Source organism: Leucobacter komagatae (assembly GCF_000834055.1).
Lineage (GTDB): Bacteria > Actinomycetota > Actinomycetes > Actinomycetales > Microbacteriaceae > Leucobacter > Leucobacter komagatae_A.
This window is the reverse complement of sequence record NZ_JXSQ01000008.1, coordinates 97860-118446: the sequence shown is the minus strand read 5'-3', so window position 1 is coordinate 118446 and position 20587 is coordinate 97860. Positions and strand designations below refer to the sequence as shown.

19 protein-coding genes and 1 tRNA gene are annotated in these 20587 nt (G+C 63.4%); 6 read left to right on the top strand and 14 right to left on the bottom strand.

From position 1 onward, the window contains the following. Nucleotides 1-17 precede the first annotated feature (17 nt). Nucleotides 18-719 (top strand): endonuclease/exonuclease/phosphatase family protein, encoded by a 702-nt coding sequence (locus tag SD72_RS08090; protein ID WP_084766976.1) that lies wholly within the window; start codon nucleotides 18-20, stop codon nucleotides 717-719. Nucleotides 720-794: 75 nt separating this feature from the next. Here SD72_RS08090 and SD72_RS08085 read toward each other — a convergent pair whose 3' ends face one another. From SD72_RS08085 to SD72_RS08060, 6 genes are all read right to left on the bottom strand, one after another. Further along, a complete protein-coding gene (locus tag SD72_RS08085) occupies nucleotides 795-1571 on the bottom strand; it encodes a GntR family transcriptional regulator (protein WP_042543928.1) in 777 nt (258 codons plus the stop codon). Nucleotides 1572-1664: 93 nt separating this feature from the next. Beyond that, nucleotides 1665-2702: a class I mannose-6-phosphate isomerase gene (locus tag SD72_RS08080; protein ID WP_042543927.1), complete on the bottom strand. Its 1038-nt coding sequence runs from the start codon at nucleotides 2700-2702 to the stop codon at nucleotides 1665-1667. 156 nt (nucleotides 2703-2858) lie between these two features. Next, entirely contained in the window at nucleotides 2859-3983 is a 1125-nt protein-coding gene (locus SD72_RS08075; RefSeq protein WP_042543926.1) for a substrate-binding domain-containing protein, read from the bottom strand. Beyond that, nucleotides 3980-5371: a multiple monosaccharide ABC transporter permease gene (gene mmsB / locus SD72_RS08070; RefSeq protein WP_084766972.1), complete on the bottom strand. Its 1392-nt coding sequence runs from the start codon at nucleotides 5369-5371 to the stop codon at nucleotides 3980-3982. Before mmsB ends, SD72_RS08075 begins: the two co-directional genes overlap by 4 nt. Further along, entirely contained in the window at nucleotides 5368-6936 is a 1569-nt protein-coding gene (gene mmsA, locus SD72_RS08065) for a multiple monosaccharide ABC transporter ATP-binding protein (protein WP_042543925.1), read from the bottom strand. The genes mmsB and mmsA overlap by 4 nt, the downstream gene beginning before the upstream one ends. Nucleotides 6937-7048: 112 nt before the next feature. Beyond that, a complete protein-coding gene (locus SD72_RS08060) occupies nucleotides 7049-8053 on the bottom strand; it encodes a LacI family DNA-binding transcriptional regulator (RefSeq protein ID WP_042543924.1) in 1005 nt (334 codons plus the stop codon). A gap of 170 nt (nucleotides 8054-8223) precedes the next feature. Here SD72_RS08060 and SD72_RS08055 point away from each other — a divergent pair, with 170 nt between their 5' ends. Further along, on the top strand, nucleotides 8224-9177 hold the full coding sequence (locus SD72_RS08055; protein ID WP_084766969.1) for a PfkB family carbohydrate kinase: 954 nt from the start codon (nucleotides 8224-8226) through the stop codon (nucleotides 9175-9177). A gap of 70 nt (nucleotides 9178-9247) precedes the next feature. Here SD72_RS08055 and SD72_RS08050 read toward each other — a convergent pair whose 3' ends face one another. Next, a complete protein-coding gene (locus SD72_RS08050) occupies nucleotides 9248-9766 on the bottom strand; it encodes a MarR family winged helix-turn-helix transcriptional regulator (protein WP_084766968.1) in 519 nt (172 codons plus the stop codon). Continuing rightward, a complete protein-coding gene (locus SD72_RS08045; protein ID WP_232299693.1) occupies nucleotides 9708-11507 on the bottom strand; it encodes a DHA2 family efflux MFS transporter permease subunit in 1800 nt (599 codons plus the stop codon). Before SD72_RS08045 ends, SD72_RS08050 begins: the two co-directional genes overlap by 59 nt. Nucleotides 11508-11684: 177 nt before the next feature. Between SD72_RS08045 and SD72_RS17385 the strand changes: the two genes are divergently transcribed. Then, entirely contained in the window at nucleotides 11685-12173 is a 489-nt protein-coding gene (locus SD72_RS17385; protein ID WP_232299692.1) for a TIGR02611 family protein, read from the top strand. Between the two features lie 91 nt (nucleotides 12174-12264). Here SD72_RS17385 and SD72_RS17725 read toward each other — a convergent pair whose 3' ends face one another. From SD72_RS17725 to SD72_RS08025, 3 genes are all read right to left on the bottom strand, one after another. Continuing rightward, nucleotides 12265-13062 carry a DUF4870 domain-containing protein gene (locus SD72_RS17725; RefSeq protein ID WP_042543923.1) on the bottom strand — a complete coding sequence of 266 codons (798 nt, stop codon included), beginning with the start codon at nucleotides 13060-13062 and terminating at the stop codon, nucleotides 12265-12267. Between the two features lie 105 nt (nucleotides 13063-13167). Further along, nucleotides 13168-13821, bottom strand: a complete 654-nt coding sequence (locus tag SD72_RS08030; protein WP_042543922.1) for a winged helix-turn-helix domain-containing protein — start codon at nucleotides 13819-13821, stop codon at nucleotides 13168-13170. Nucleotides 13822-14180: 359 nt separating this feature from the next. Beyond that, a complete protein-coding gene (locus tag SD72_RS08025) occupies nucleotides 14181-15515 on the bottom strand; it encodes an APC family permease (protein WP_084766964.1) in 1335 nt (444 codons plus the stop codon). Nucleotides 15516-15752: 237 nt separating this feature from the next. Between SD72_RS08025 and SD72_RS08020 the strand changes: the two genes are divergently transcribed. From SD72_RS08020 to SD72_RS08010, 3 genes are all read left to right on the top strand, one after another. Continuing rightward, nucleotides 15753-16514: a helix-turn-helix transcriptional regulator gene (locus SD72_RS08020; RefSeq protein ID WP_042543920.1), complete on the top strand. Its 762-nt coding sequence runs from the start codon at nucleotides 15753-15755 to the stop codon at nucleotides 16512-16514. Continuing rightward, the gene (locus tag SD72_RS08015) at nucleotides 16507-17676 is read left to right on the top strand and encodes a MalY/PatB family protein (RefSeq protein WP_042543919.1); all 1170 of its coding nucleotides are present in this window, start codon (nucleotides 16507-16509) and stop codon (nucleotides 17674-17676) included. Before SD72_RS08020 ends, SD72_RS08015 begins: the two co-directional genes overlap by 8 nt. Before the next feature lie 73 nt (nucleotides 17677-17749). Further along, the gene (locus SD72_RS08010; protein ID WP_042543918.1) at nucleotides 17750-18427 is read left to right on the top strand and encodes a TrmH family RNA methyltransferase; all 678 of its coding nucleotides are present in this window, start codon (nucleotides 17750-17752) and stop codon (nucleotides 18425-18427) included. A gap of 27 nt (nucleotides 18428-18454) precedes the next feature. Here the strand turns inward: SD72_RS08010 and SD72_RS08005 are convergent, their stop codons facing one another. The 3 genes from SD72_RS08005 to SD72_RS07995 all read right to left on the bottom strand — a co-directional run bounded on the left by SD72_RS08005 (nucleotide 18455) and on the right by SD72_RS07995 (nucleotide 20558). Next, nucleotides 18455-18970 carry a methylated-DNA--[protein]-cysteine S-methyltransferase gene (locus SD72_RS08005; RefSeq protein ID WP_042543917.1) on the bottom strand — a complete coding sequence of 172 codons (516 nt, stop codon included), beginning with the start codon at nucleotides 18968-18970 and terminating at the stop codon, nucleotides 18455-18457. Between the two features lie 188 nt (nucleotides 18971-19158). After that, nucleotides 19159-19232 (bottom strand) — tRNA-Gly (locus SD72_RS08000). Between the two features lie 90 nt (nucleotides 19233-19322). Continuing rightward, nucleotides 19323-20558 carry a serine hydrolase domain-containing protein gene (locus SD72_RS07995; protein ID WP_232299691.1) on the bottom strand — a complete coding sequence of 412 codons (1236 nt, stop codon included), beginning with the start codon at nucleotides 20556-20558 and terminating at the stop codon, nucleotides 19323-19325. Nucleotides 20559-20587 lie beyond the last annotated feature (29 nt).

The following is a 20587-nucleotide window of genomic DNA, read 5'->3' as shown; positions in this document are numbered from 1 at the left end:
GACGTATGCTTGGGCGAGTGAAGACGATTAGTTACAACCTGCGAAAGAACCGCGCCGTCGGTGAGCTTGCCGACCTCGTCGACACTCACGGGGCAGAGCTGCTCTGTCTCCAAGAGGCAGACACACTCCACCTCCCCTCACGTATCGGATCCCTCTCGCTCGTACATGCGACCGAGAAAAACCGCCTCGGGCTCGCCATGTACGTTGACTCCGCGAGGTTCGACGTGCAGTCCGCGCAGGCATTTCAGCTCAAGAAGTCGCTACACGACCGGTTGCTATCGCCCGCGCACGAGCGACTGCTTGGCGCGCGCATCCACGACCGTGAGACGGGCTCCGACTTCATCGCGGCCTCCTTCCACGCGGCCCCGCTCACGGCGCTCAACTCGCTGCGGCGCACGCAGATCCGCACCGCGATCGACGAGCTTGGGGCGATCGGCCCCGGGCTGCCGACAATCATGGTGGGCGACTACAACTACCCCGTCTTCCAGAACCGCCTCACGGCGACCATGCAGCAGTCGGGCTACGCGACCAACTTCTCAGACAAGCGCACCTACAACAGGTACCTGTTGTTCCGTGGCCACTACGACTTCGTTACCTCAACAGGCTTCGACATCGCCGGCGTGCAGACCCTCGGTCGGGGCTCTTCCGACCATTTGCCGATCCTGGTGACCTCGGCACGCGCCGAAGCACTGCGACCGGTGCTCCCGCTCGCCGCCTAGCCGCAGCTCGCGGCACGTGTGCGTCGTGCCGCCCGTGGCCGGAGCGCCGCGGCGGTGAGCCGTGCGTGGCAAGCCTCACGCGGGGGACACTGGCGGTTGTGGACCACCAGCCGATTCACGCGTGAACTGTGTTCTGTGCGCCGCGGTGTTTTCAATCGCAAACGTCGTCATCGACGGCAGGTGCCTGTCATCGGCATACTCGATGACGGTGCCATCCTCGGTCGTAGAGACACGTCGCGCGCGCAGCAGGGGGAAACCGGGCGAAACTCGGAGCCACTCGGCATCGAGCGGGTGAGCCGCAACTGCGTCGATGACGTGGCGTGCACGCGCCGGAACAATACCGTGCTGGGCGAGCGTCTGATAAATGCTGCCGTCATCGAAGCTCGCGCTGAGGATGTGCACCCCAACTGGGTATGCGAAGTGTGTGCGTTCGAACAGCGCAGGCTCGCCGTCGAGGGTGCGTAAGCGCACGACCTCGACGATCGTATCCTCGGGCGTGACATTGAGCTCTCGCGCCACGTGCTCGCTCGCAGGGCGTTTGGCGACTTCGACAACCTGCTGCCCCGGCACGAACCCCGTGCGCTTCGCCCATTCAGTGAACGAGAGGAACGTGCCGAACGACTGCGAGGGCACCGCACGCTGGACGCGAGGAGGCGCACCTCGGCCACCAGTAATGACCCCCTCGGCTCGGAGCGCAGCGAGCGCCTGACGCACCGGCCCACGCGACGTGCCGAACTCCGCGATGAGCGACTTCTCGCTCGGCACGCGATCGCCTGTCTCCCAGGCACCCGACTGAATGCGCCGCGCCATTTCCTCGTAGAGCTGCAAGTGCAGCGGCTGAATCGCTGTCATGCCCGTCAGCGTATAAGTTGTCTGTACAGCTCCGGCGACCTTCTGGTGCCCGGAGAGTGAACGTCTGGTGAGCACTCCGCGCGGGGCGAGCGGCTATGCGACCCCTGGCGACCCGAGCGACGCAGGCCAGCCCGCACCGGGAAGAAACGCGAGCACATCCGCATCCCCCCGCACCCACCACTGTCCGAACGCGAGCGGAACAGCGAAGGCCTGGCCGCGTTCAATGACGACAGAACCGGCATCGGACACCAGGGAACCAGACCCCGACAACGCTATAACCACAGCAAAGCCTGCCGGGAACGGCTCCGTAACGCCCCCGGCGGCAGCCGCGCGAAGCAGTCGGAAATACGGGTCAGCCTCGAGCGGGAGCACCGAGCGCGGGGTAGCTGCCGACTCGCCCGCCAGGCGGGTGAGGGAGGCGATCTCGCGCTGCGACATCGCAGCGATCGAAACCGCCGGCATCACCGCATCGAAGCCGATACCGAGGTGGGACTCCTCGCGAGTGGACGTCGTCACCGACCACTCAAGCAAGATAGAGAAGTCGGTTGGTTCCTGCGCCTCCGCGACAAAGACCCCCTCGCCGATCGCGTGGACAGTCCCGGCCGGCACGAGAATGCCCGTGCCGGGAGTCACCGGAATACGGTTCATGTTGCTGAGCAGCCATTCGCTATCTTGAGCGTCGCGTCGACGGTCAAGCTCGTCGCGATCCACCGCGTGTTTCCAGCCCAGGTACACAGCACCATCATCCACCGAATCGAGCACGTACCAGGCTTCCGTCTTACCGTACGGGCAGTCGAGGTGAGCCGCCGCGAACTCGCGTCCTGGATGCACGTGGACCGGGAGTCGCTGGCGCGCATCGAGGAGCTTCACCAGGATGCCCGTGTCCGCCGCGTCACGCCCAGGGCCGCCAGTCCACTGCGCTGGGTCTGCCTCGATGAGGTCGCGTAAGAACTCGCCCTCTGCCGTCGTTGCGAGGCCGACAGTTCCCTCCCCAAAGCGGGTGAGCGTCGAGCCGAGCCACTCCTCGGGCTGCCGATCCGTTGTCGCGACAAAGCCGCGCAACGCCGCGATCCTGTCGCCTCCACGGTAGAAGTGCTGAACAGGATTCGGGGGGAGCAGGAGCGGGAGCATGGGTCTTCCAATTCGTTCAAGGCGGTCAGCTGGGGGCGGGCGGTGATGCTGCGGCAGCGAGGGTGGTGGCGGATCGACGCCACCGGAGACGGTTGGGGCACGTGTACCGCGCTCCCAAACCGTCTCCGATGGCGTCAAGTCCAGCGTTGCGCTGCGCTACTTCGCTGCCTCTACGATCGCGAGCAAGCTCGGAACGTTCTTGTAGGCCTCAGCGGCATTTTCCTTCGTGACGATCACGGGATCGAGGAGGTACGCGGGGACAATCTTCACGAGGTTGTCGTACTGTTCGGTGTCGTTCACCGAAACATCCTTACCCTCCTGAGCTTCCTGGATCATCTTGATCGTCTGCTCCACGAGAAGCGCGGTGTCCTTGTTGATGGTGGAGTACTGCTTGCCCTCAAGAATGGACTTCACCGACTCAACCTCGGAATCCTGACCGGTCACGACCGGTAGCGGCTTGCCCGCCTGCTCGGCTGAGGTCAGAATGGCGCGAGCGAGCGTGTCGTTCGGTGAGAGCACGCCGTCGAGCGTCTTGTCGCCGTAGCTCGACGTGAGCAGCGAGTCCATGCGGCGTTGGGCGTTTTCAGCCTTCCAGCCTTCAGTGGCAGTCTGCGCAATCTCGACCTGGCCCGAGGAAACAACGAGCGTGCCGTCGTCAATCTTCGGCTGGAGCACGTCCATTGCCCCGTTGAAGAACACCGCAGAGTTTGCATCGTCAGGTGAACCCGAGAACAGCTCAACGTTGTACGGTGCGTCGTGGTCGGCGCGGGAGTCGAGTCCTTCGAGAAGGGCCTGCCCCTGGAGCTGACCGACCTTGAAGTTGTCGAATGCCACGTAGTAGTCGACGGCCTCAGTGTTCTCGATGAGCCGGTCGTAGGCGATAACAATTGCGCCAGCATCGTGCGCTGCTTCGACCTGCGTCGAGAGCTGCTTTCCGTCCTTCGCGCCGATGACGATGACCTTGGCGCCGGCCGTAACCATAGCCTGGATCTGATTCTGTTGCTCGGCGACCGTGTTCGTCGCGGGTGCGTACTGAACGTCTGCCTTGAAACCGGCATCCTTCAGTCCATCTTCGAAGAGCTGGCCAGCAAGTACCCAGTTCTCCGAAGTCTTGTCGGGAAGTGCAACGCCAATGGTTGCACCGGCATCGAACCCGCCAGTTGCTTCAGAACCGGAGTCGGAGCCCGTGTCGCCGCCACGCTCAGAGGAGCAGCCGGTGAGCGCGAGTGCGGCGGAAGCGCCGAGGGCGAGGGTCGCCAGAAGGAATCGTCTCTTGTTCACTTGTTTCCCTTTTCTGTGTCAAGACCGCCCCCAGTGGGCTCCGCGGTCTTTTCGAGCTCGGCTTCGTTGCCGAGAGTCTGGATACGATACGTTCCGGGATCAGCGGAGTCCGCATCGAAGTTGCCGCGGTTTCTCCCGCGGGTGAGGAACCCGATCACCGAGGGGCGACCTTGGCTCTTGTTGAGAACATCGATACCAACGGCGAGGAGCAGCACGAGCCCCTTGATCATGGACACGAGGTCGGCGCCGACGCCGAGCAACTGCAGACCGTTGTTGAGGAACGCCATGACCAAGCCGCCGATAATCGAACCAATCACAGTGCCGATACCGCCGGAGACGGCAGCACCGCCGATGAAGACTGAGGCGATAGCGTCGAGCTCCCAGCCGTTGCCGTCCTGCGGGCCGGAGGCGGTCGCGCGAGCCACATAGATCATCCCTGCAACCGCGGCGAGCACTGACATGTTCATCATCACGAAGAAGTCAACCCTGCGGTCTTTCACTCCGGAAAGGCGCGCAGCCTGGCGGTTCCCGCCGACTGCGTACACGTGGCGGCCAGCGACGGTTCGGTTCGTGATGAACGAGTAGATGATCACGAGGGCGACGAGGATGAGACCCGAGATTGGGAAGCTGGTGCCCGTGCGCCCCGTGGCGAACAGCCACCCTGCGCCAAGGAGCACGGCAGTGAGCAGGACCACCTTGGTGACGCTCACCCAGAGTGGTGCAATCTCGGCTCCAGCCCGCTGCTGCTTGCTCCGGAGGCGGAACTCGAAATAGATGACCCACACTGCCGCGAGCGCCGCCAACAGCATGGTCAAGACGTTGAACGGCACACCGATCGGCAGCTCGGGCAGATAGCCCGCACCGATCACGGTGAACTCGCGGGGTACGGAGATGGTGGTTGAATCACCCACCCACTGGTTTGCCCCGCGGAAGAGGAGCATTCCTGCGAGGGTGACGATGAAGGCTGGGACGCCAACGTAGGCGACCCAGAAGCCCTGCCACGCTCCGACCAGCGCCCCGAGCACGAGGCCGAGGACGATCGCGAGCGGCCACGGAACGTTCCACTCACTCATTGACTTCGCGACGACGACCCCGACAAACGCGGCGACGGAGCCAACGGAAAGGTCGATATGGCCCATGATGATTACCATCACCATGCCGATCGCAAGAATCAGAATGTATGAGTACTGGTTGACGACGTTGATGAGGTTGCCGCTCGACAGGGTGAGGCCGGTGCCTCGGATCATGAACGTGAGCACCTGGAAGATCACGATGATGACGATCAGGCTGCCAAGAATGCCGAGCTGTCTACCGACGGAGTTTCCGCCCCCAAACATCTTCTTCAAGTCACTGAAGTGAAAACCTGTTGAGTCATGCTGTGTGGTCATACTGCCTGTGCCTTCCGGGTGAGCGAGGTCATGCTCCGCATCAGTGATTCTGGGGTTGCTTCTGCGATCGGGAGGCAGTCTGTGACGCTGCCTTCAAACACGGTGTAGATCCGGTCCGAGATGCCGAGGAGCTCGGGGAGTTCGCTCGAGATCACAATGACGCCCTTGCCGGCTGCCGCAAGCTGATTGATGATCGCGTAGATTTCGTACTTCGCTCCGACATCGATGCCGCGGGTCGGTTCGTCGAGGATGAGCAGATCGGGGTCGGTGAACATCCACTTCGCCAGGACAACCTTCTGCTGGTTTCCGCCGGACAGCGTGTTCACGCCCGTGTCGACACTCGGGGTTTTGATGCGGAGGGCCTTGCGGTAGTCCTCGGCGACACGGATCTCCGCGTCTTCATCGACGACGCCTCGGCGTGCAATCTTGGAGAGTTTGGCGGAGACCACCGACCGCTTGATTGTGTCGAGGAGATTCAGCCCAAGGGTCTTCCTGTCTTCGCTAACGTAGGCGAGCCCCTCGCGGATGGCGCTCGCAACGTCGAGCAGCTCGACCGGCCTGCCGTCCTTGGTAATGCTGCCGGCGAGGTATGTGCCGTAGCTGCGCCCGAATATGCTCCGCATGAACTCGGTGCGGCCGGCGCCCATGAGGCCTGCGATGCCAACGACCTCGCCGCGACGGACGTTCATGCTCGCGTGCTTAACGACGAGCCGGTCGGCAACACTCGGGTGTTGCACCGTCCAGTCACGCACCTCGAAGAACACCTCGCCGATGTCGGCACTGCGGTCTGGGTATCTCGCCTCGAGTGAGCGGCCAACCATGCCCTGGATGATGCGATCCTCGTTGATGTTGTCGCCGACCTGGAGCGTCTCGACCTTTCGCCCATCGCGGATAATCGTGATCTCGTCGGCGATCTGCTCGATCTCATTGAGTTTGTGGCTGATGATGATGGAGGCGATGCCGCGGTCACGGAGGCCAGCGATGAGGCCGAGTAGGTGCTGCGAGTCGGTCTCGTTGAGTGCGGCGGTCGGTTCATCGAGAATGAGCAGTTGCACGTTCTTGTTGAGCGCCTTCGCGATCTCGACGAGCTGTTGCTTGCCTACGCCGAGCTGCTTCACTGCGCTGTCTGGGTCTTCCCTGAGGCCCACCCGCTCCAACAGCTCAACGGCGCGGCGGCGGGCGGCATCCCAATCGATGATCCCGCGACTCGCGATCTCATTGCCGAGGAAGATGTTCTCAACGATGGAGAGCTCAGGAATGAGTGCGAGCTCCTGGTGGATGATCGCGATGCCTGCCTGCTCGCTCGAACGGATGTCGCGAAAGCGCATCACCTCGCCGCGGAGCACGATCTCGCCGGAGTAGGATCCGAAGCCGTAGACGCCGGAGAGCACCTTCATGAGGGTGGATTTGCCGGCACCGTTCTCGCCGCAGATCGCGTGGACTTCGCCCTCGTTGACGCTCAGAGACACTCGCGACAGCGCCTTGACCCCGGGGAACTCTTTGGAGATGTTGCGCATCTCAAGGATGGGGGGCGCGTCGCCTGGTGCCACCGGAGTGGAGTTCATGTGAGCCTTCTTTGCCTCATGGTCATGCAGTGTGATCGAAGATGAACACATAATGTGAACGTTCACATTCGAGAATGGACTCCGCAAGACGAGTTGTCAAGCAGCAGGTTGACTACGGTTGTGTAACGGTGTGTGGCGTGGCGGTTGAGTCGCGAACGATGAGGCGCGGGTGCGCCGGTTCGAGTACCGGCGGCGTCTCCCCGCGAATCTCCGCGAGCAGCAGCAGCAGAGCCCGTCGCCCGAGCGCCTGGAAGTCCTGGTGCACCGTTGTGAGCGCTGGCGTCACATGCGCGGCGACAGGGATGTCATCAAAGCTCACAACGCTCACGTCACGTGGCACCTCGAGCCCCATGTCGCGGAAGCCGTGTATCAAGCCGATCGCCATGACGTCATTGGCAACGAACACCGCCGTCATGTCTCCGCGGTGCGCGAGTTCCACGCCGGCGGTGTGGCCAAAATCAGCGGTCCAGTCGCCACGTACCGGAGGAAATGGGCTGATATCGGCGTCAAGCATCGCGTCGAGGTAGCCCTGCATTCGAGACTCAGCCTCGACCCAGTCCTGTGGGCCGGCAAGGTGCACGACGTCCCGGTGTCCGAGCGAAATCAGATGCTCGGTGGCGAGTCGTGCACCCGCGACCTGGTCTGCCGAGAGCGTCTCCGCGGTCGCACCCGAGGCGGTTTGCAGCGTCACGATTGGGATATCCGCGCGCATCCCCGCGAGCACGTGCGACACTCGAGCCTGTGGCGCGAGTGCGATGAGCCCGTCCACGCGCTCGTTCTGCAGCTGACGCACCGCGGCATGGATCGAGTCCGCTGACACGTCGGGGAGGTTGAGTGTTGTCACTGAGTAGCCTGCGGCGCGAGCCGCCTCCTCGATCGCTGTGAGCGATGAGGTGGCCCCAAACTCGCCAGTCGTAGCCGACAGTACGCCGATGAGGTTGAGGCTATTGGTGACGAGCGCGCGTGCTGCAACGTTCGGGCGATAATCGAGCTGGGCGATCGCGTCGAGTACTCGCTGCCTGGTTCCCTCACGTACGCTTGGGTGTTCGTTGATCACCCGAGAAACCGTCTGGTGCGAAACTCCAGCAAGGCGCGCCACATCGCGGATGCTCGACATCCGTGCTCTGTGCTCTTGCTGAACCAACCCGGTCCCATGTTTCGTTTGATGTTCCGTGCCATTGTGCACGTTCACATCCCACTGTACGGTGGGGAAGGCGCTGAGGCCAAGTAGTGGCTCGTGCTGCAGGCGGCCAACGCACCTGACACCGTGAGACGACTGGAGACCGTGTGAGCTCGACTGACCGCCGTGGAACGCGACCGGGCGAAGGCGCCACGACGACGGGCAGCGCGCTGCTCATCGGGGAGGCCCTCGTTGACATCATCGACGATGCGGGGATTCGCCGGGAATACGTTGGGGGGAGTCCAACGAACACTGCAATCGGCGTTGCGCGGCTCGGCCTGCGGGCGGAGCTCCTCACGAGCGTTGGGCGCGACGACAGGGGCGAGCGCATTGCCGCACTTCTCGCAGCGGAGTCCGTCGAGCTGCTCCCGGCCTCGTGGCATGCCGGCGCCACCTCGACGGCGCTTGCCACGATCGCCTCTGACGGCAGTGCGAGCTACTCATTCGATATCGCGTGGACGCTCCCTGCCGCGGAGACGCGAGCGGTCGACCTCGTGCACGCAGGGTCAATCGGACTGTTCCTCGAGCCCGGGGGCACCGAGGTGCTGCGGGTGCTTCGCGAACGCGCCGCCGACTGCCTCATCACGCTGGACCCGAACATTCGGCCATCGCTACTCGGGGACCGTGACGCCGCGCTCGGGCGCTTTGTCGAAGCCGCGAAGGTCGCAGATCTTGTGAAGCTCAGTGACGAGGACGCAGCGTGGCTCTACCCTGGCTGTGCTCCGGAGCAGGCCGCCAGCTCGATACGAGAACTCGGCCCCCGCATTGTTGTAGTGACGCTCGGTGGAGAGGGCGCGCTCGCTGTGAGCGCTTCGGGAATGACTCGCATTTCAGCCGTGCCGGTAGTCGTAGCTGACACGATCAGCGCCGGGGATTCGTTCATGGCCTGTCTGATCGCCAGCTTGCTCGAGCTCTCGCTCGCGGGCGTCGAACTTGAGCTCGAAGCGGTGCTCTCCCGGGCCGCACACGCCGCTGCGATCGCGGTCTCGGCAGCTGGCGCGAATCCGCCAAGCCGAGCCGCACTCGACGCGGCTGCGGGGTCAATGCCGAAGGCGGAGTAGGCGCGAAAAACCCGGCGGGCATTCGACGTGAACGTCATCGAATGCCCGCCGGGTATCGGAGCAGAGCGGGTTAGCCCGTCGCTTCCCTGGTTTCCTCTGCTGCGTGGCGCGAGCACCGCGCAGCTGGCCCATCATACGGGGCGGCGTCCGCCGCCGCGTTGAAGCGATGCAGGCCGGAGCGCAGCGACTCGAGCTCTTCCTCGCTCCAATCGGCGAGTCGCTCGCGATACGCGTTCGACCACCGCTCCCGCACGTCCCCCAGTAGCCCAGAAGCATGCTCGCTCACGGTGAGCAGCTGCACGCGCCGGTCCTCGGGTGACTCCGTAGCTTCAACAAGCCCGAGGTCGCGAAGCTTCGCAACATGTCGACTCACTAGAGACTTGTCCATCTCGAGCCAGTGCCCGATACCCGTCGCGGTAATGGGCCCGCGTCGGTAGATGATCTGCAGCACGATCATGCTCAGGCCGCTGATTTCCGTGCTTACCTCGTTGGCGTAGCGGGTCCAGCGGGTGCGTGAGAAGGCAAACGCCTCAGAGAACTCGGAGATGATCCCCGCGACGATTTCCTCTTCTGGTGCTGTCGAGGTCATGATTCATCGTCCCTTTCTTCAGGGGGTCCGGTCCGTACCAGGGCGGTGGTTGTGGGAGCATGATCGGCCCGGTCGTGTCAATCAGCACACGGCTCGCCGGCTTCGTCTTGATCGTACCGCTGTCCCCGTTCTCACCCGTCCCGCTCAGCGCGGATTCAGCCTCCTGCAGTTCCGCGATCCGCTCGGCGTTGCTCTTCGTGTTGAGCGGAATATTCGGGATCATGATGATAGCGATCAGCGCGATGATCGCGACGGGGGATGCCGCGAGAAAGATATTGCCGATCGCGTGCCCGTAGGCAGACTCAACAACGTCTCGAATCGGGGCGGTGAGTTCAGCGATCTTCGGGAGCTTGCCGTCGGCGAGCATCTCAGCTCCGACCAGGTCCTTCGGGGGGAGCTTCTTGAGCCCTTCCGCGACATAGGAAGAAACCTGGTGGCCAAGTATCGCGCCCATCACCGAGATGCCTGCGGTGCCGCCAACGGTGCGGAAGAAGGTCACTGCTGAGCTCGCGACGCCCATCTCAGTGGGCGAGACCGTGTTCTGCACCACGAGCACGAGGTTCTGCATCGTCATGCCGACGCCGGCGCCAAGGACGGCCATGGAGATGCCAACGTACCAGTAGTTCGTGTCATAGCGGAGCTGGCCCATGAGCAAGAGCCCTGCCAGCAGCGCGACCGCGCCGACAACCATGTAGCGCTTCCATTTGCCGGTGCGAGTGATCAGCTGGCCCACGATGGTCGAAGCGATGAGCAGGCCGCCCATCATGGGAAGGGTGAGCAGGCTCGACTCGATCACCGATCGGCCACGGGCCAGCTGCATGTACTGGCCAAGGAACACCGCGGTGCCCATCATGGCAAGGCCGACCGCGATGGATGCGATTGATGCCATCGTAAAGGTGCGGTTCTTGAACAGCGTCATCGGGATAAGCGGCTCTTCGACGTTCAGCTCAACGAAGACGGCCGCGACGAGCGCTGCAACGCCGCCGCCAACCATCAGCACGGTCTGCCAAGACCACCACTCGAAGTTGCTGCCGGCAAGCGTGACCCAGATGAGGATGCTGGAGAAGCCAAGCGAGATGAGCGTTGCGCCCCAGTAGTCGATCTTGATCTTGCGCTTGGTCGTCGGCAAGTGAAGCGTGCGCTGCAGCATGATGATCGCGACGATTGCGATGGGGGCTGCAACGTAGAAGTTCCAGCGCCAGCCGATGGTGTCGGTGAGGAGCCCGCCGAGGAGGGGGCCACCGACGGTTGCAACGGCCATGATTGCGCCGAGGATACCCATGTACTTGCCGCGCTCGCGTGGGCTGACGATCTCTGCGAGGACGATCTGGGCGAGTGCACCAAGACCGCCGACGCCGATTCCCTGGAACACGCGGAAGGTGATGAGCCAGGAGGCGTCCTGTGCGAACCCGGCCATCGCTGAGGCCAGGATGAAGATGATGAGTGCTACCTGGAGCAGCACCTTCTTGCTCGTGAGGTCTGCGAGCTTGCCCCAGATGGGAGTTGCGATCGCGCTCGCGAGCATCGTCGCGGTGACGACCCAGGTAAAGGCAGCCTGGGTGCCGCCGATGTCGGCGATGATAATCGGCATCGACGTGCCGACAACGTTCATTGCCAGCATCGATACGAAGTTAGCGAGAAAGAGTCCGGCCAGCGCAAGGTTCTTGGCGCGACCAGTGAGGATCTCGGGTTGTTCTGTAAGTGTGGTTTCCGCAGGTGCTGCGGGGGTGCTACGGCTCATGCGGGTGTGAGGATCCTCTCAAAGTTGATAACGGTCAACTATATCTCGATGGTTGATGTACGTCAACTAATGGCAGGGCGAGTGCCTGAGTCGCCTGGCATCGCGAACCCTGGTAGAACCCTTGCTCGACCCTGAGATGGAGAGAATTCACCGCAATCTCCCCGTACGCTGAGAAATGTGACGAGACCAGAAGACGATGCCGACAAGGCGAAACGCTTAGGAAAGCCGATCGCGCGGTTTATGGCGCGCTGGCGGTCCGCTATCCGCAAGCGTCCCTGGCTCAACGTGCTCTACCGAGCGCTGATCACTGTTCTTGGCGCGCTCATCGTCGTGATTGGCCTCATCCTTGTCCCACTCCCAGGCCCAGGCTGGTTGATCGTCTTCATCGGGCTGACCGTGCTTGGCTCGGAATACCACTGGGCTCGGCGCATACTCGGCTGGCTGCGACGGGCCCTGGCTCGCTTCTGGGAGCGGTGGAACGCATGGCGCGCGCGTCGCGCCTCGAGGCGCTCGGGCCACGAGCCGGTGTCTCAGGAGAACACTCCCGCGCGCGGCGACGGCCGGGCAGTCGCCGCAATTGACGTGGAACGCGAGGTGAGCGAGCCGTTGAGTGCGGGAGAGGCGGCACCGCGGCGCGGCGAGGATCCTGAGAGGCTGGCCGGCTAGGGCGAGCCCAACACACCGCAGGCGGCCCGGGCTTCGCCCGAACCGCCTGCAATTGTGCTCGTTCCCTCAGCTGACGGCTGAGGGGGAGGTGCTATCGCACCATCGGGGCGTTGAAGAGGAACGGGTCGGTTCCGCCCTGGCGATAGGTCTCGGCCACCTTCGTTGCCGCGATGATGTGAAGCACAAAACCGGCAAGGTGGGCTACGCCGACAAGCAGCGGCCCGAGCACCGGAATCACGGCGAAGATCCAGCCGAAAATCAGCAGAGCGGTGCGCAGCAGTGCAAAGTTCAAGTTTGCTGCGTGGAGCGCGCGCACCTGCGGCGAAGACTTGGGGCTCTCAACGAGGAAGAAAATGAGCGCAGGAATCCAGAAGAAGAATACTGACAGCCAGTAGTTGGCCGTCAGGTTCGACAGCGGGTTCGTCGCACCGTTCTGCGGCTGGTAGTACCCCTGCGGTGCGCCGTAGCCTGGCTGTTGCGGTGCGCCGTAGCCAGGCTGCTGTGGTGCGCCGTAGCCTGGCTGCTGTGGTGCGCCGTAGCCAGGCTGCTGTGGTGCTCCGAAGCCAGGGGCCTGGGGAGCGTATCCGGGGGGTGGCTGCGGAGCGCCGAATGGCTGCTGCGGCGCACCGTAAGGTGGTGGCGGCGTCGGTGCGCCGAATGGGGGCTGTTCAAAACCGGCTGGGGCCTGCGGCGGCGCGTAGCTCGGCTGAGCTGTAGGGTCGCCAACCGGGAGGCCATCTCCCTGGGCAGCAGCGTCGTCTGGGGCCTCTGCAGCGGCCGGGGCTGGGACAGCGTCGACTGATTCAGCATCCCCGGAACCGGGGGCGCTGGAGTTCGTCTCAGGCGTCTCATCTGCGGGCCGGGCGTCCTCGGGTGGAAGCGTGGTCATCGGAGTCTGCTCCTTTAAAGTTGCGGGGTACGCGCGATCTCACGAGAAGCCATACGGCAAACTCGTCGGGCGTTCTTCGAGACTACCCCGAAGCTATGGCTTCGCCTAGATGAAATCGGGGCTCGGTGACGATGACGGAAGGATGGCCACGTCAGCGTGCCGGTCGAAGCGGTAGCCCGTGCCGCGAACCGTGCGGACGATGTCTTGGTAGTGGGCCAGCTTCACGCGCAGCCGGCGAATGTGTACGTCAATGGTGCGTGCGCTCGGGATCTCTTCACCCTCGGCATCTGCCCAGAGCGTCTCAATGATCTCCTCGCGCGCCACCGTGCGGCCCTCGCGGAGCACAAGGAACTGGAGCAGTTCAAACTCGCGGAAGGTGAGGTTTGCCGGAACGCTGTCGAGCAGAACACGCTTTCGCGAGAGATCCAACACGACGCCACTCGCCGCCCGGTCTGGGTCGCTCTGCGGCTTTCGGTGTGCGTGGGCAGCCGCTGGATCGCCGAGGGCGAGGCGAACGACGTCGACATCGCGACCGCCGGTTCCCTCCGGTGCGAGCGCAACTGCGGCGTAGGTTTCAGCGCTTGGCGCCAGCTGCGCGACGAGACGCTTGATCTCGGTGACGATCGCACCGATGCTTGGATCGTTCGAGGTCAGCTTGTCTTCAGAGAGGCCGACGTAAAGGGCGAAGCCTCGTACCTCGTTGTCGGTCGGACGCTGCTGGTTGGAAGGCTGGGTTGGAAGTGTGGCGATGGTAGCCATGATGATGAAGTCCTTTGATGTGCTCCGGGTGGGAGCGTTGCTGCGAATGGGGAGGCGTTCACAGGCCGGAGTTCTGTCGCGAAACGTGAATCGCGAGAAATCCTGAGTGCCTGTCGCCAGAAACAGAAAATGCGTGTGGCAGTTAGTTGCACATTCGGCAGCGCATACCGTCGCGACCGGCCATCATCATGCCGGTCATCCCAAAGTTCACCTCGGAGGCGGACTGGGTGCGAACGAAATTATGCATAACGTTAAGTTACGGGTGACTTGCCTTTCTGTCAAGTCTTAGATGGTGAAGCGGGCCGGGGCGGCGTTGGAGAGGCGCCGCCCCGCCCCGCGTCTGGGGCGAAGACCGGGGGTCAGCCAGCGGTTTCTCCGCTCTGCACCCATGAGGATCCGGTGTCGCGAGTTCTGGCTGCGAGCACCAGCTTTACCCGGGGGTATCGGATGAAGCCCCAGATCGCTGCGGTTAGCGCGAGTATCCCGATCGTGAGCAGCATGGGGGTCGACACCCCGCTCGAGAGGAGGAGGTAGCACTGGTAAATGCTGATACTGGATCCGACCACAACGAGCGTCCAATGCGTTCTGGGGCCGAGTTTGAACGGTGCTCGCTCGTGGAGATCCGGTCGTAGATATCGCAGGCGCAGTGAGGCGACTATCACCAGCACGAATATCAGTTGCACGACCCCTGAGACCGCGCTGGCGAGCTCGCCAAGGGGTACGCCCGCGAGCACTGGGGCGAGCCCGAGGAGGAGCAGTATTGTCAGCAGCCAGTGAGGCGTGCCAAAGCGCTTGCTCACGGCCCCGAGTCCGCGGGGGAACCAGCCATCGTCGATAGCGGCGAGCAGGCTCTTCGTCCCCGTCAACATCTGCGAGTTCATTGTGCTGATGACCGCTATCATCGCACCCCCGAGGATAAAGAAGGCCCACGCTGCAGGCGGCAGGAATTCTCCCCCGACGATACTGAGGGGCTTGTCGGCGACCTCCGCGATCGGGAGCACGCCTGCGGCAACGAGCGAGATGAGGATGTACAGCACGCCGGCAAGCATTGTTCCACCGATCATTGCTATGGGTATGGCCTTGCCAGGATTCTTCATTTCTCCGCCAAGCTCTACGACCACAATCGCACCACCCGTTGCGAAAGTGAGGAGCGCGGCGGCTTCGAGTAACTTGCCGAAGCCATCGGGCAAGACGGGTGGGTAGTTGACCCAGTCGACGTTCTGCATCCCGACGGCGATGAAGGTGGCGAAGCCGATAAACATGATCAAGCTCATGACGAGCCCTACGCGGGATCCGATGACCGCCCCGGCGAGGTTCGCCAAGAAAAAACCGACGATGATGACCACAGCCACGACGGTCGGGTTGAACACCGAGTTAAGGCTATTCATATACTGGCCCGCCGAGATTCCGTAGAGGCCGATACTTGACTGCGAGAGGAAGTGCACGAAGAGGGCGATGTAGCCAACGACGGGATGAATGAGCCGGGTTGAGTACGAATACACTCCTCCAACGGTCGGCATCGCTGAGTCAACCGCGGCGTAAGGAATTGAGACGATGACAATCGTTACGATCGCGATGGCGAAGGCGATGCTCACGCCGCCGCCAGTGAGCGCGATCGCCACCCCGGTGAGTGAAACGATCCCACCCCCCACGATTTGATTGAACGCGACTCCTATGGCTCCGGGCGTGCTAATTGTGCGCTTTGAGGTTGCTTTGGTTGAGTTGCTCTGCTGTCGACATCGTTGTCTTCCTTCCGAGTTGCGATGGCGAAACGGATGGGCACTCGGCCAGAGGCAACGGGAAGGACCTCAATAATCCCGTTCCCATTTCGGCTGGGGATTGAAGATATCAACGGAAATACAACCATTGCAACTGCTATTTGAAGTCGCCTACAATTGTGTCGTAACGAGATTTCGAGCGGAGACCTTGGTATGAGCGTTGCACAGAGTATCGACGGCGAGCGCCTCATAGCAGTCTTTACAGCTGTTGTTGAGCAACTGGGTCGCGCGCTGCCGCGAAGCTACGAGCTCGTCCTGCATGACCTCAGCAAGCTGCCCAACTCGATCGTGGCGATTAGCGGCGAGGTTACGACGCGCACCGTAGGAGACCCAGCTACCGACCTGCTCCTCAAACAAGCAGCGACCGGAAACTTCGAAAGCAGACTCGACTACGAAACGGGTTTGGCTGATGGGCGGAGACTCAGGTCATCGACGATGATCATCGAAGATGTCAGCGGTAGGCCGGTTGCTGCACTGTGCATGAACGCAGATGTCTCCGTCTGGGAAGAGTTTCGGAGCATCGCCCACCAGTTGGTCTCAATGAACGCCTCGCCGGGAGTGGCGACGGGCATCGCAGCAGCAGAAGTGGAACCAGCTAACCGGGAGCACATGGAGCCGGGAAGAGGGCACGAGACATTCGTGCATGACGTTGACGAACTTGCCACAATTCTTATCGGAGCGGCCATCAGGAACGTCGGTATCCCTACGACGCTCATGCACAAGAACCACAAAGTGGAAGTGGTCAGGGACCTCAAAGCGCGCGGGCTGTTTCTCCTCAAGGACGCTGTGCAACTCATCGCGGATGAGCTCAACGTCACCAGGTTCACGATCTACAACTACCTCAATCAAATCGCCGAGGAAGAAGAGCCATCTGGGCAAGAACCGGCCACATCGGAAGGAACGTCACATGAGTAACCAGTCATTTGCGGAGCGTGCCGATGCGACGACCGCTGCGGAGCTCCGCAGCATCGGCGGCACGAAGTGGGCTGACCCCGACATGATCGGCGCATTTGTCGCGGAGATGGACTTTGGGGTGGCACCCGAGATCAGAGAGGCGCTGCACCTCGCGGTTGAGGAAGGCGCCTTCGGCTACGCGCCACCGCGGATCACCGGCGCGCTCAAAGCGCAGACTGCGGAGAGGCTACGCAGTCGCCACGGCTGGAATGTGACCGGCGAAGACGTGTTCGCTGTGCCCGACGTGATCACAGCATACGAGGTGGCGATCCAGCACTTTTCCGCCCCGGGAACGAAAGTCATCGTGCCCACACCGTCGTACATGCCATTCCTGACGGTGCCGGGAACGCTTGGCCGCGAGGTCATCGAGGTGCCGATGCTGGAGGTTGACGGCATCTGGCAGTTTGATCTCGTCGGGCTGCAGGCGGCATTTGAAGCCGGCGGTGGCATCCTCGCCCTGTGTAACCCGTACAACCCGCTCGGGCGGGTGTTCACGCGAGAGGAGCTTCTCGCCGTGAGCGAGGTTGTTGACCGCAACGGCGGCCGCGTGTTCTCCGACGAGATCTGGTCCCCACTCGTCTACCCCGGCACAGAGCTCATGCCGTACGCGACGCTCACCGACGTCACTGCGGGGCACACGATCACCGCCACAGCAGCCTCGAAAGCGCGGAATCTGCCCGGCCTCAAGTGCGCACAGCTTGTCGTGTCCAACGCGGTCGACCGGACCCGGATGGCCGAGCTTGAACACTGGGCAGGCCGCGGCACCGCGACCCTCGGCATGATCGCTGCGACGGTCGCATACGCCGATGGCGACGCGTGGCTGGGAGAGGCGCTCGACTACCTCCGGGGGAACCGGGACGAGCTCGTCGCGTTTGTCGCCGAGCACCTTCCCGGGGTGCGCGTGACCTCGCCCGAGGCGACCTATGTTGCGTGGCTTGACTTCCGCGAGCTCGGGATCGAGGAACCCGCCGCATTCTTCCAGGCACATGCAGGCGTCGGACTCACCGAAGGCAGCGCGTGCGGCGAAGCCGGGCGCGGCTGCGCGCGCTTTATTTTTGCGCTGCCCAGGCCACTGATGCGTGAGGCGCTTGAGCGGATGCGCGCGGCGCTGAGCGCGCGATAGTGCGTGACTGGCGCACCCGCTACAGCAGCATGTGAGCCTTAGCGTGCGCGGGCGCGACGCCGCGCCTGGGAGAATGGGGGAGTGGAGCGACAACCCGAAGCCTGAGACCGAACCGCACCCCGAGCGCACCACCGCCGGCGTCGGGCCGTGGCCCGGGGGCCGCGAGGAGTGGCCTTCAGAGCCGCACTTCGATCCCGAGCTCCTCGAGCACGGCGACAGCAGAAACGTCGTTGACCGGTATCGCTACTGGCTCATGGAAGCGATCGTCGCTGACCTTGACGAGCAGCGGCACGCGTTCCACGTCGCGATCGAGAACTGGCAGCACGACATGAACATCGGCTCGATCGTCCGCAGTGCGAATGCCTTCGCCGCCGACACGGTGCAGATCGTTGGTCGGCGGCGTTGGAACAAGCGCGGCGCGATGGTGACCGACCGCTACCAACACGTCGAGCACCGCGAGAGCATCGAAGCGCTCGTAGAGTGGGCGCGGGCCGAGGGGATCCCGATCATCGCGATCGATAACGTCCCAGGGTGTGTCCCAATGGAAACATTTGCCTGGCCAGAACGCTGCGTCATGCTCTTCGGGCAGGAAGGCCCGGGGCTTTCAGACGAAGCGATCGCTGCCGCTGAAGCGGTCGTGGAGATCACACAGTACGGATCCACCCGCTCAATCAACGCGTCGGCCGCCGCCGCGGTGGCCATGTACTCGTGGGTGACCGCCCACTCGCCGCTCGCTCCCCGCGCGGCGTAGCGAGTTAGCCAGGGCCGTCGCTCAACGCTAGAAGAGCCTCCCCGCCGCCGCGGGCTCGGGTTCCTCGAGGCTGAGGAGCGCGCGCTTGCGGTCGAGGCCGCCCGCGTATCCGGTGAGAGACCCGTCAGCGCCAACGACCCTGTGGCAGGGGATGATGATGCTCACCGGGTTATGCCCAACTGCCTGACCGACGCGTTGTGCCAGCGCCCGATTGCCGAGCGCCAGTGCGAGCTCCCCATAGGTCGTCGTTGCCCCGTAGGGAATGTCGCCGAGCATGCTCCAGACCTGCTGTGAGAACTCGTCTCCGCGGGGAGCGAGGGGCACGTCAAACGCGTCGCGCTCGCCGCCGAGGTACTCCCTGAGCTGCCTGGCTGCCTCAACAAGGACGGCGTCCACGGGGTCGGCGCCTAGGCTCTCGCCGATGTCATCGCGCGCGGGCGGGTAGCGGTGATCGGGGAAATAGACGCCGGTAAGCGCGTGGCCCTCAGCCACGAAGAGAAGCTCGCCGAGAGAGGTCTCAAAATAGCCGTGCCTGGTTCCCATGGCGCCAGTGTAATGCGGTCACGGGAACGCCTGTCCAGTCGAACTCGCTGCAGTGCGATGCCTCGCGGCCAGGCACCCCTGCGATGTCCCCCAAGGAAATCGTCGTTCCGTGCGCCAAAAGCCAGCGGATCCCGGCATGGCTCATGCAGGCCGAGGAGTGTGGAGGACGCGACTGCGTCGCGGTTAAGTGGAGGGGCCGACGGGAATCGAACCCGCGTTCTCAGCTTGGGAAGCTGATGTCTTACCATTAGACGACGGCCCCGAGGGGCTCACCGGGAGGAAATCCCGACCCGTATGAGCGTAGCAGAATCTCGGCTGCCGCTCCGCACAGGGAGCGGCACGCCAAGAATCTTTAGCCGGCTGCCTCCGCTTCGCCCTGGCACACGGCGAGCTCGGTGAGGCGCGCACCCTGGTCGTCTGCGGACCAGGGGAGTTCAGCGCCTGTGAGGGCTGCAAGCTGGAAGGCAAGCGCCTGGGCGAATCCTGCCCCCGCTGAGGAGTTATTCAGCGCAACGACGACGGTCAGCCCGGTCGCAGGGTCGCTGTACGCGGCAGTGAGTGAGCCAGTCATTGCGCCGGAGCGGCCGACAAGGGGCCCGACCTTCTCGACGCCGAAACCGATCTGCCTGCCCTCGGTGTCTGGCTCGGTGGTTGGTTCGCCGGCCTCATCGCGCTCGGGGTTCTTCGCCGGCTGGAACTCGGTCACGACCTGTGAGGTCTTCTCGTCACCAAAGCCGCCGCTGAGGAACTTCGTGTAAAAGTCCCGCAGATCGGTCACGGTGGTGAGCGTTGCGCCAGCGCCACGCATCATCGACGGGGACAGGGCGCTCACCTCGGTGACGCCTGCCTCGCATACCGCGGCGCCGCCGGAGGCAGGATACGTGAGCGGCTTCAAGCTGCCCTCAGGCAGCTCCGTGCTCCCAAAGTTTGTCGGGTACGAGGTAGCTGCCATACCGGCAGGCTCGAACACGTGTCGCTTGAGCAGCTCCGCTGAATCGTCGCGCGTGTTCAGCCGGATGGCACGGTCGAGGAGTACCGCGTTGGTGTCCGAGAGGTACACGTTTGCGCCCGGCCAAGGCAGCGGCGAGCTCGCGAGACCGTTGGCGAGGAGTTCCTGTTCCGGCCAGGGGCGGGTTGGGTTGTTCGCGAATCGATCCGTGAAGCCCGCCTTGAAGTCTGCGAGGCCCGAGGTCTGGTCGCAGAGCTGCCCGTACGTCACGTCTTGGATGCCGGCCTGGCGCGGGAGGTCTTCCGAGACCTTCCGACCGAGCGACAGTTCACCCCTGCCTACCGCGTCGAGCAGCAGTGCGCAGACGACCGGTTGCGAAGCTTGGGCTCCGCGGAACTTCGTTGCTGCCGAGACACCGTCGCCAAACCCGCGAACGTAGGCGGCATCGTCACCCTGCCAAACCCCGACAACGGCCTCAGTAGAGCCCGAGAGCGCGAGCGCATTCGCCACAGCATCATCAATGCTCGTTGCGATTTCTGGGCTCACGGTGCTCTGGTCTGAGTTGCCGGATCCCGCGTTGCTGCCCGTGCAGGCAGTGAGGGTAAGACCGACGATCGCAAGCATGCTGATCGCGGCCACGGGGCCAACTCGTTTGACTCTGGAAAACA

Coding starts and splice junctions, on each gene's coding strand:
- SD72_RS08085 (WP_042543928.1), bottom strand. CDS start 1,571: ATGACAGCGATTCAGCCGCTGCACTTGCAGCTCTACGAGGAAATGGCG.
- SD72_RS08080 (WP_042543927.1), bottom strand. CDS start 2,702: ATGCTCCCGCTCCTGCTCCCCCCGAATCCTGTTCAGCACTTCTACCGT.
- mmsB (WP_084766972.1), bottom strand. CDS start 5,371: ATGACCACACAGCATGACTCAACAGGTTTTCACTTCAGTGACTTGAAG.
- mmsA (WP_042543925.1), bottom strand. CDS start 6,936: ATGAACTCCACTCCGGTGGCACCAGGCGACGCGCCCCCCATCCTTGAG.
- SD72_RS08060 (WP_042543924.1), bottom strand. CDS start 8,053: ATGTCGAGCATCCGCGATGTGGCGCGCCTTGCTGGAGTTTCGCACCAG.
- SD72_RS08050 (WP_084766968.1), bottom strand. CDS start 9,766: ATGACCTCGACAGCACCAGAAGAGGAAATCGTCGCGGGGATCATCTCC.
- SD72_RS08045 (WP_232299693.1), bottom strand. CDS start 11,507: ATGAGCCGTAGCACCCCCGCAGCACCTGCGGAAACCACACTTACAGAA.
- SD72_RS17725 (WP_042543923.1), bottom strand. CDS start 13,062: ATGACCACGCTTCCACCCGAGGACGCCCGGCCCGCAGATGAGACGCCT.
- SD72_RS08030 (WP_042543922.1), bottom strand. CDS start 13,821: ATGGCTACCATCGCCACACTTCCAACCCAGCCTTCCAACCAGCAGCGT.
- SD72_RS08020 (WP_042543920.1), top strand. CDS start 15,753: ATGAGCGTTGCACAGAGTATCGACGGCGAGCGCCTCATAGCAGTCTTT.
- SD72_RS08015 (WP_042543919.1), top strand. CDS start 16,507: ATGAGTAACCAGTCATTTGCGGAGCGTGCCGATGCGACGACCGCTGCG.
- SD72_RS08010 (WP_042543918.1), top strand. CDS start 17,750: ATGGGGGAGTGGAGCGACAACCCGAAGCCTGAGACCGAACCGCACCCC.
- SD72_RS08005 (WP_042543917.1), bottom strand. CDS start 18,970: ATGGGAACCAGGCACGGCTATTTTGAGACCTCTCTCGGCGAGCTTCTC.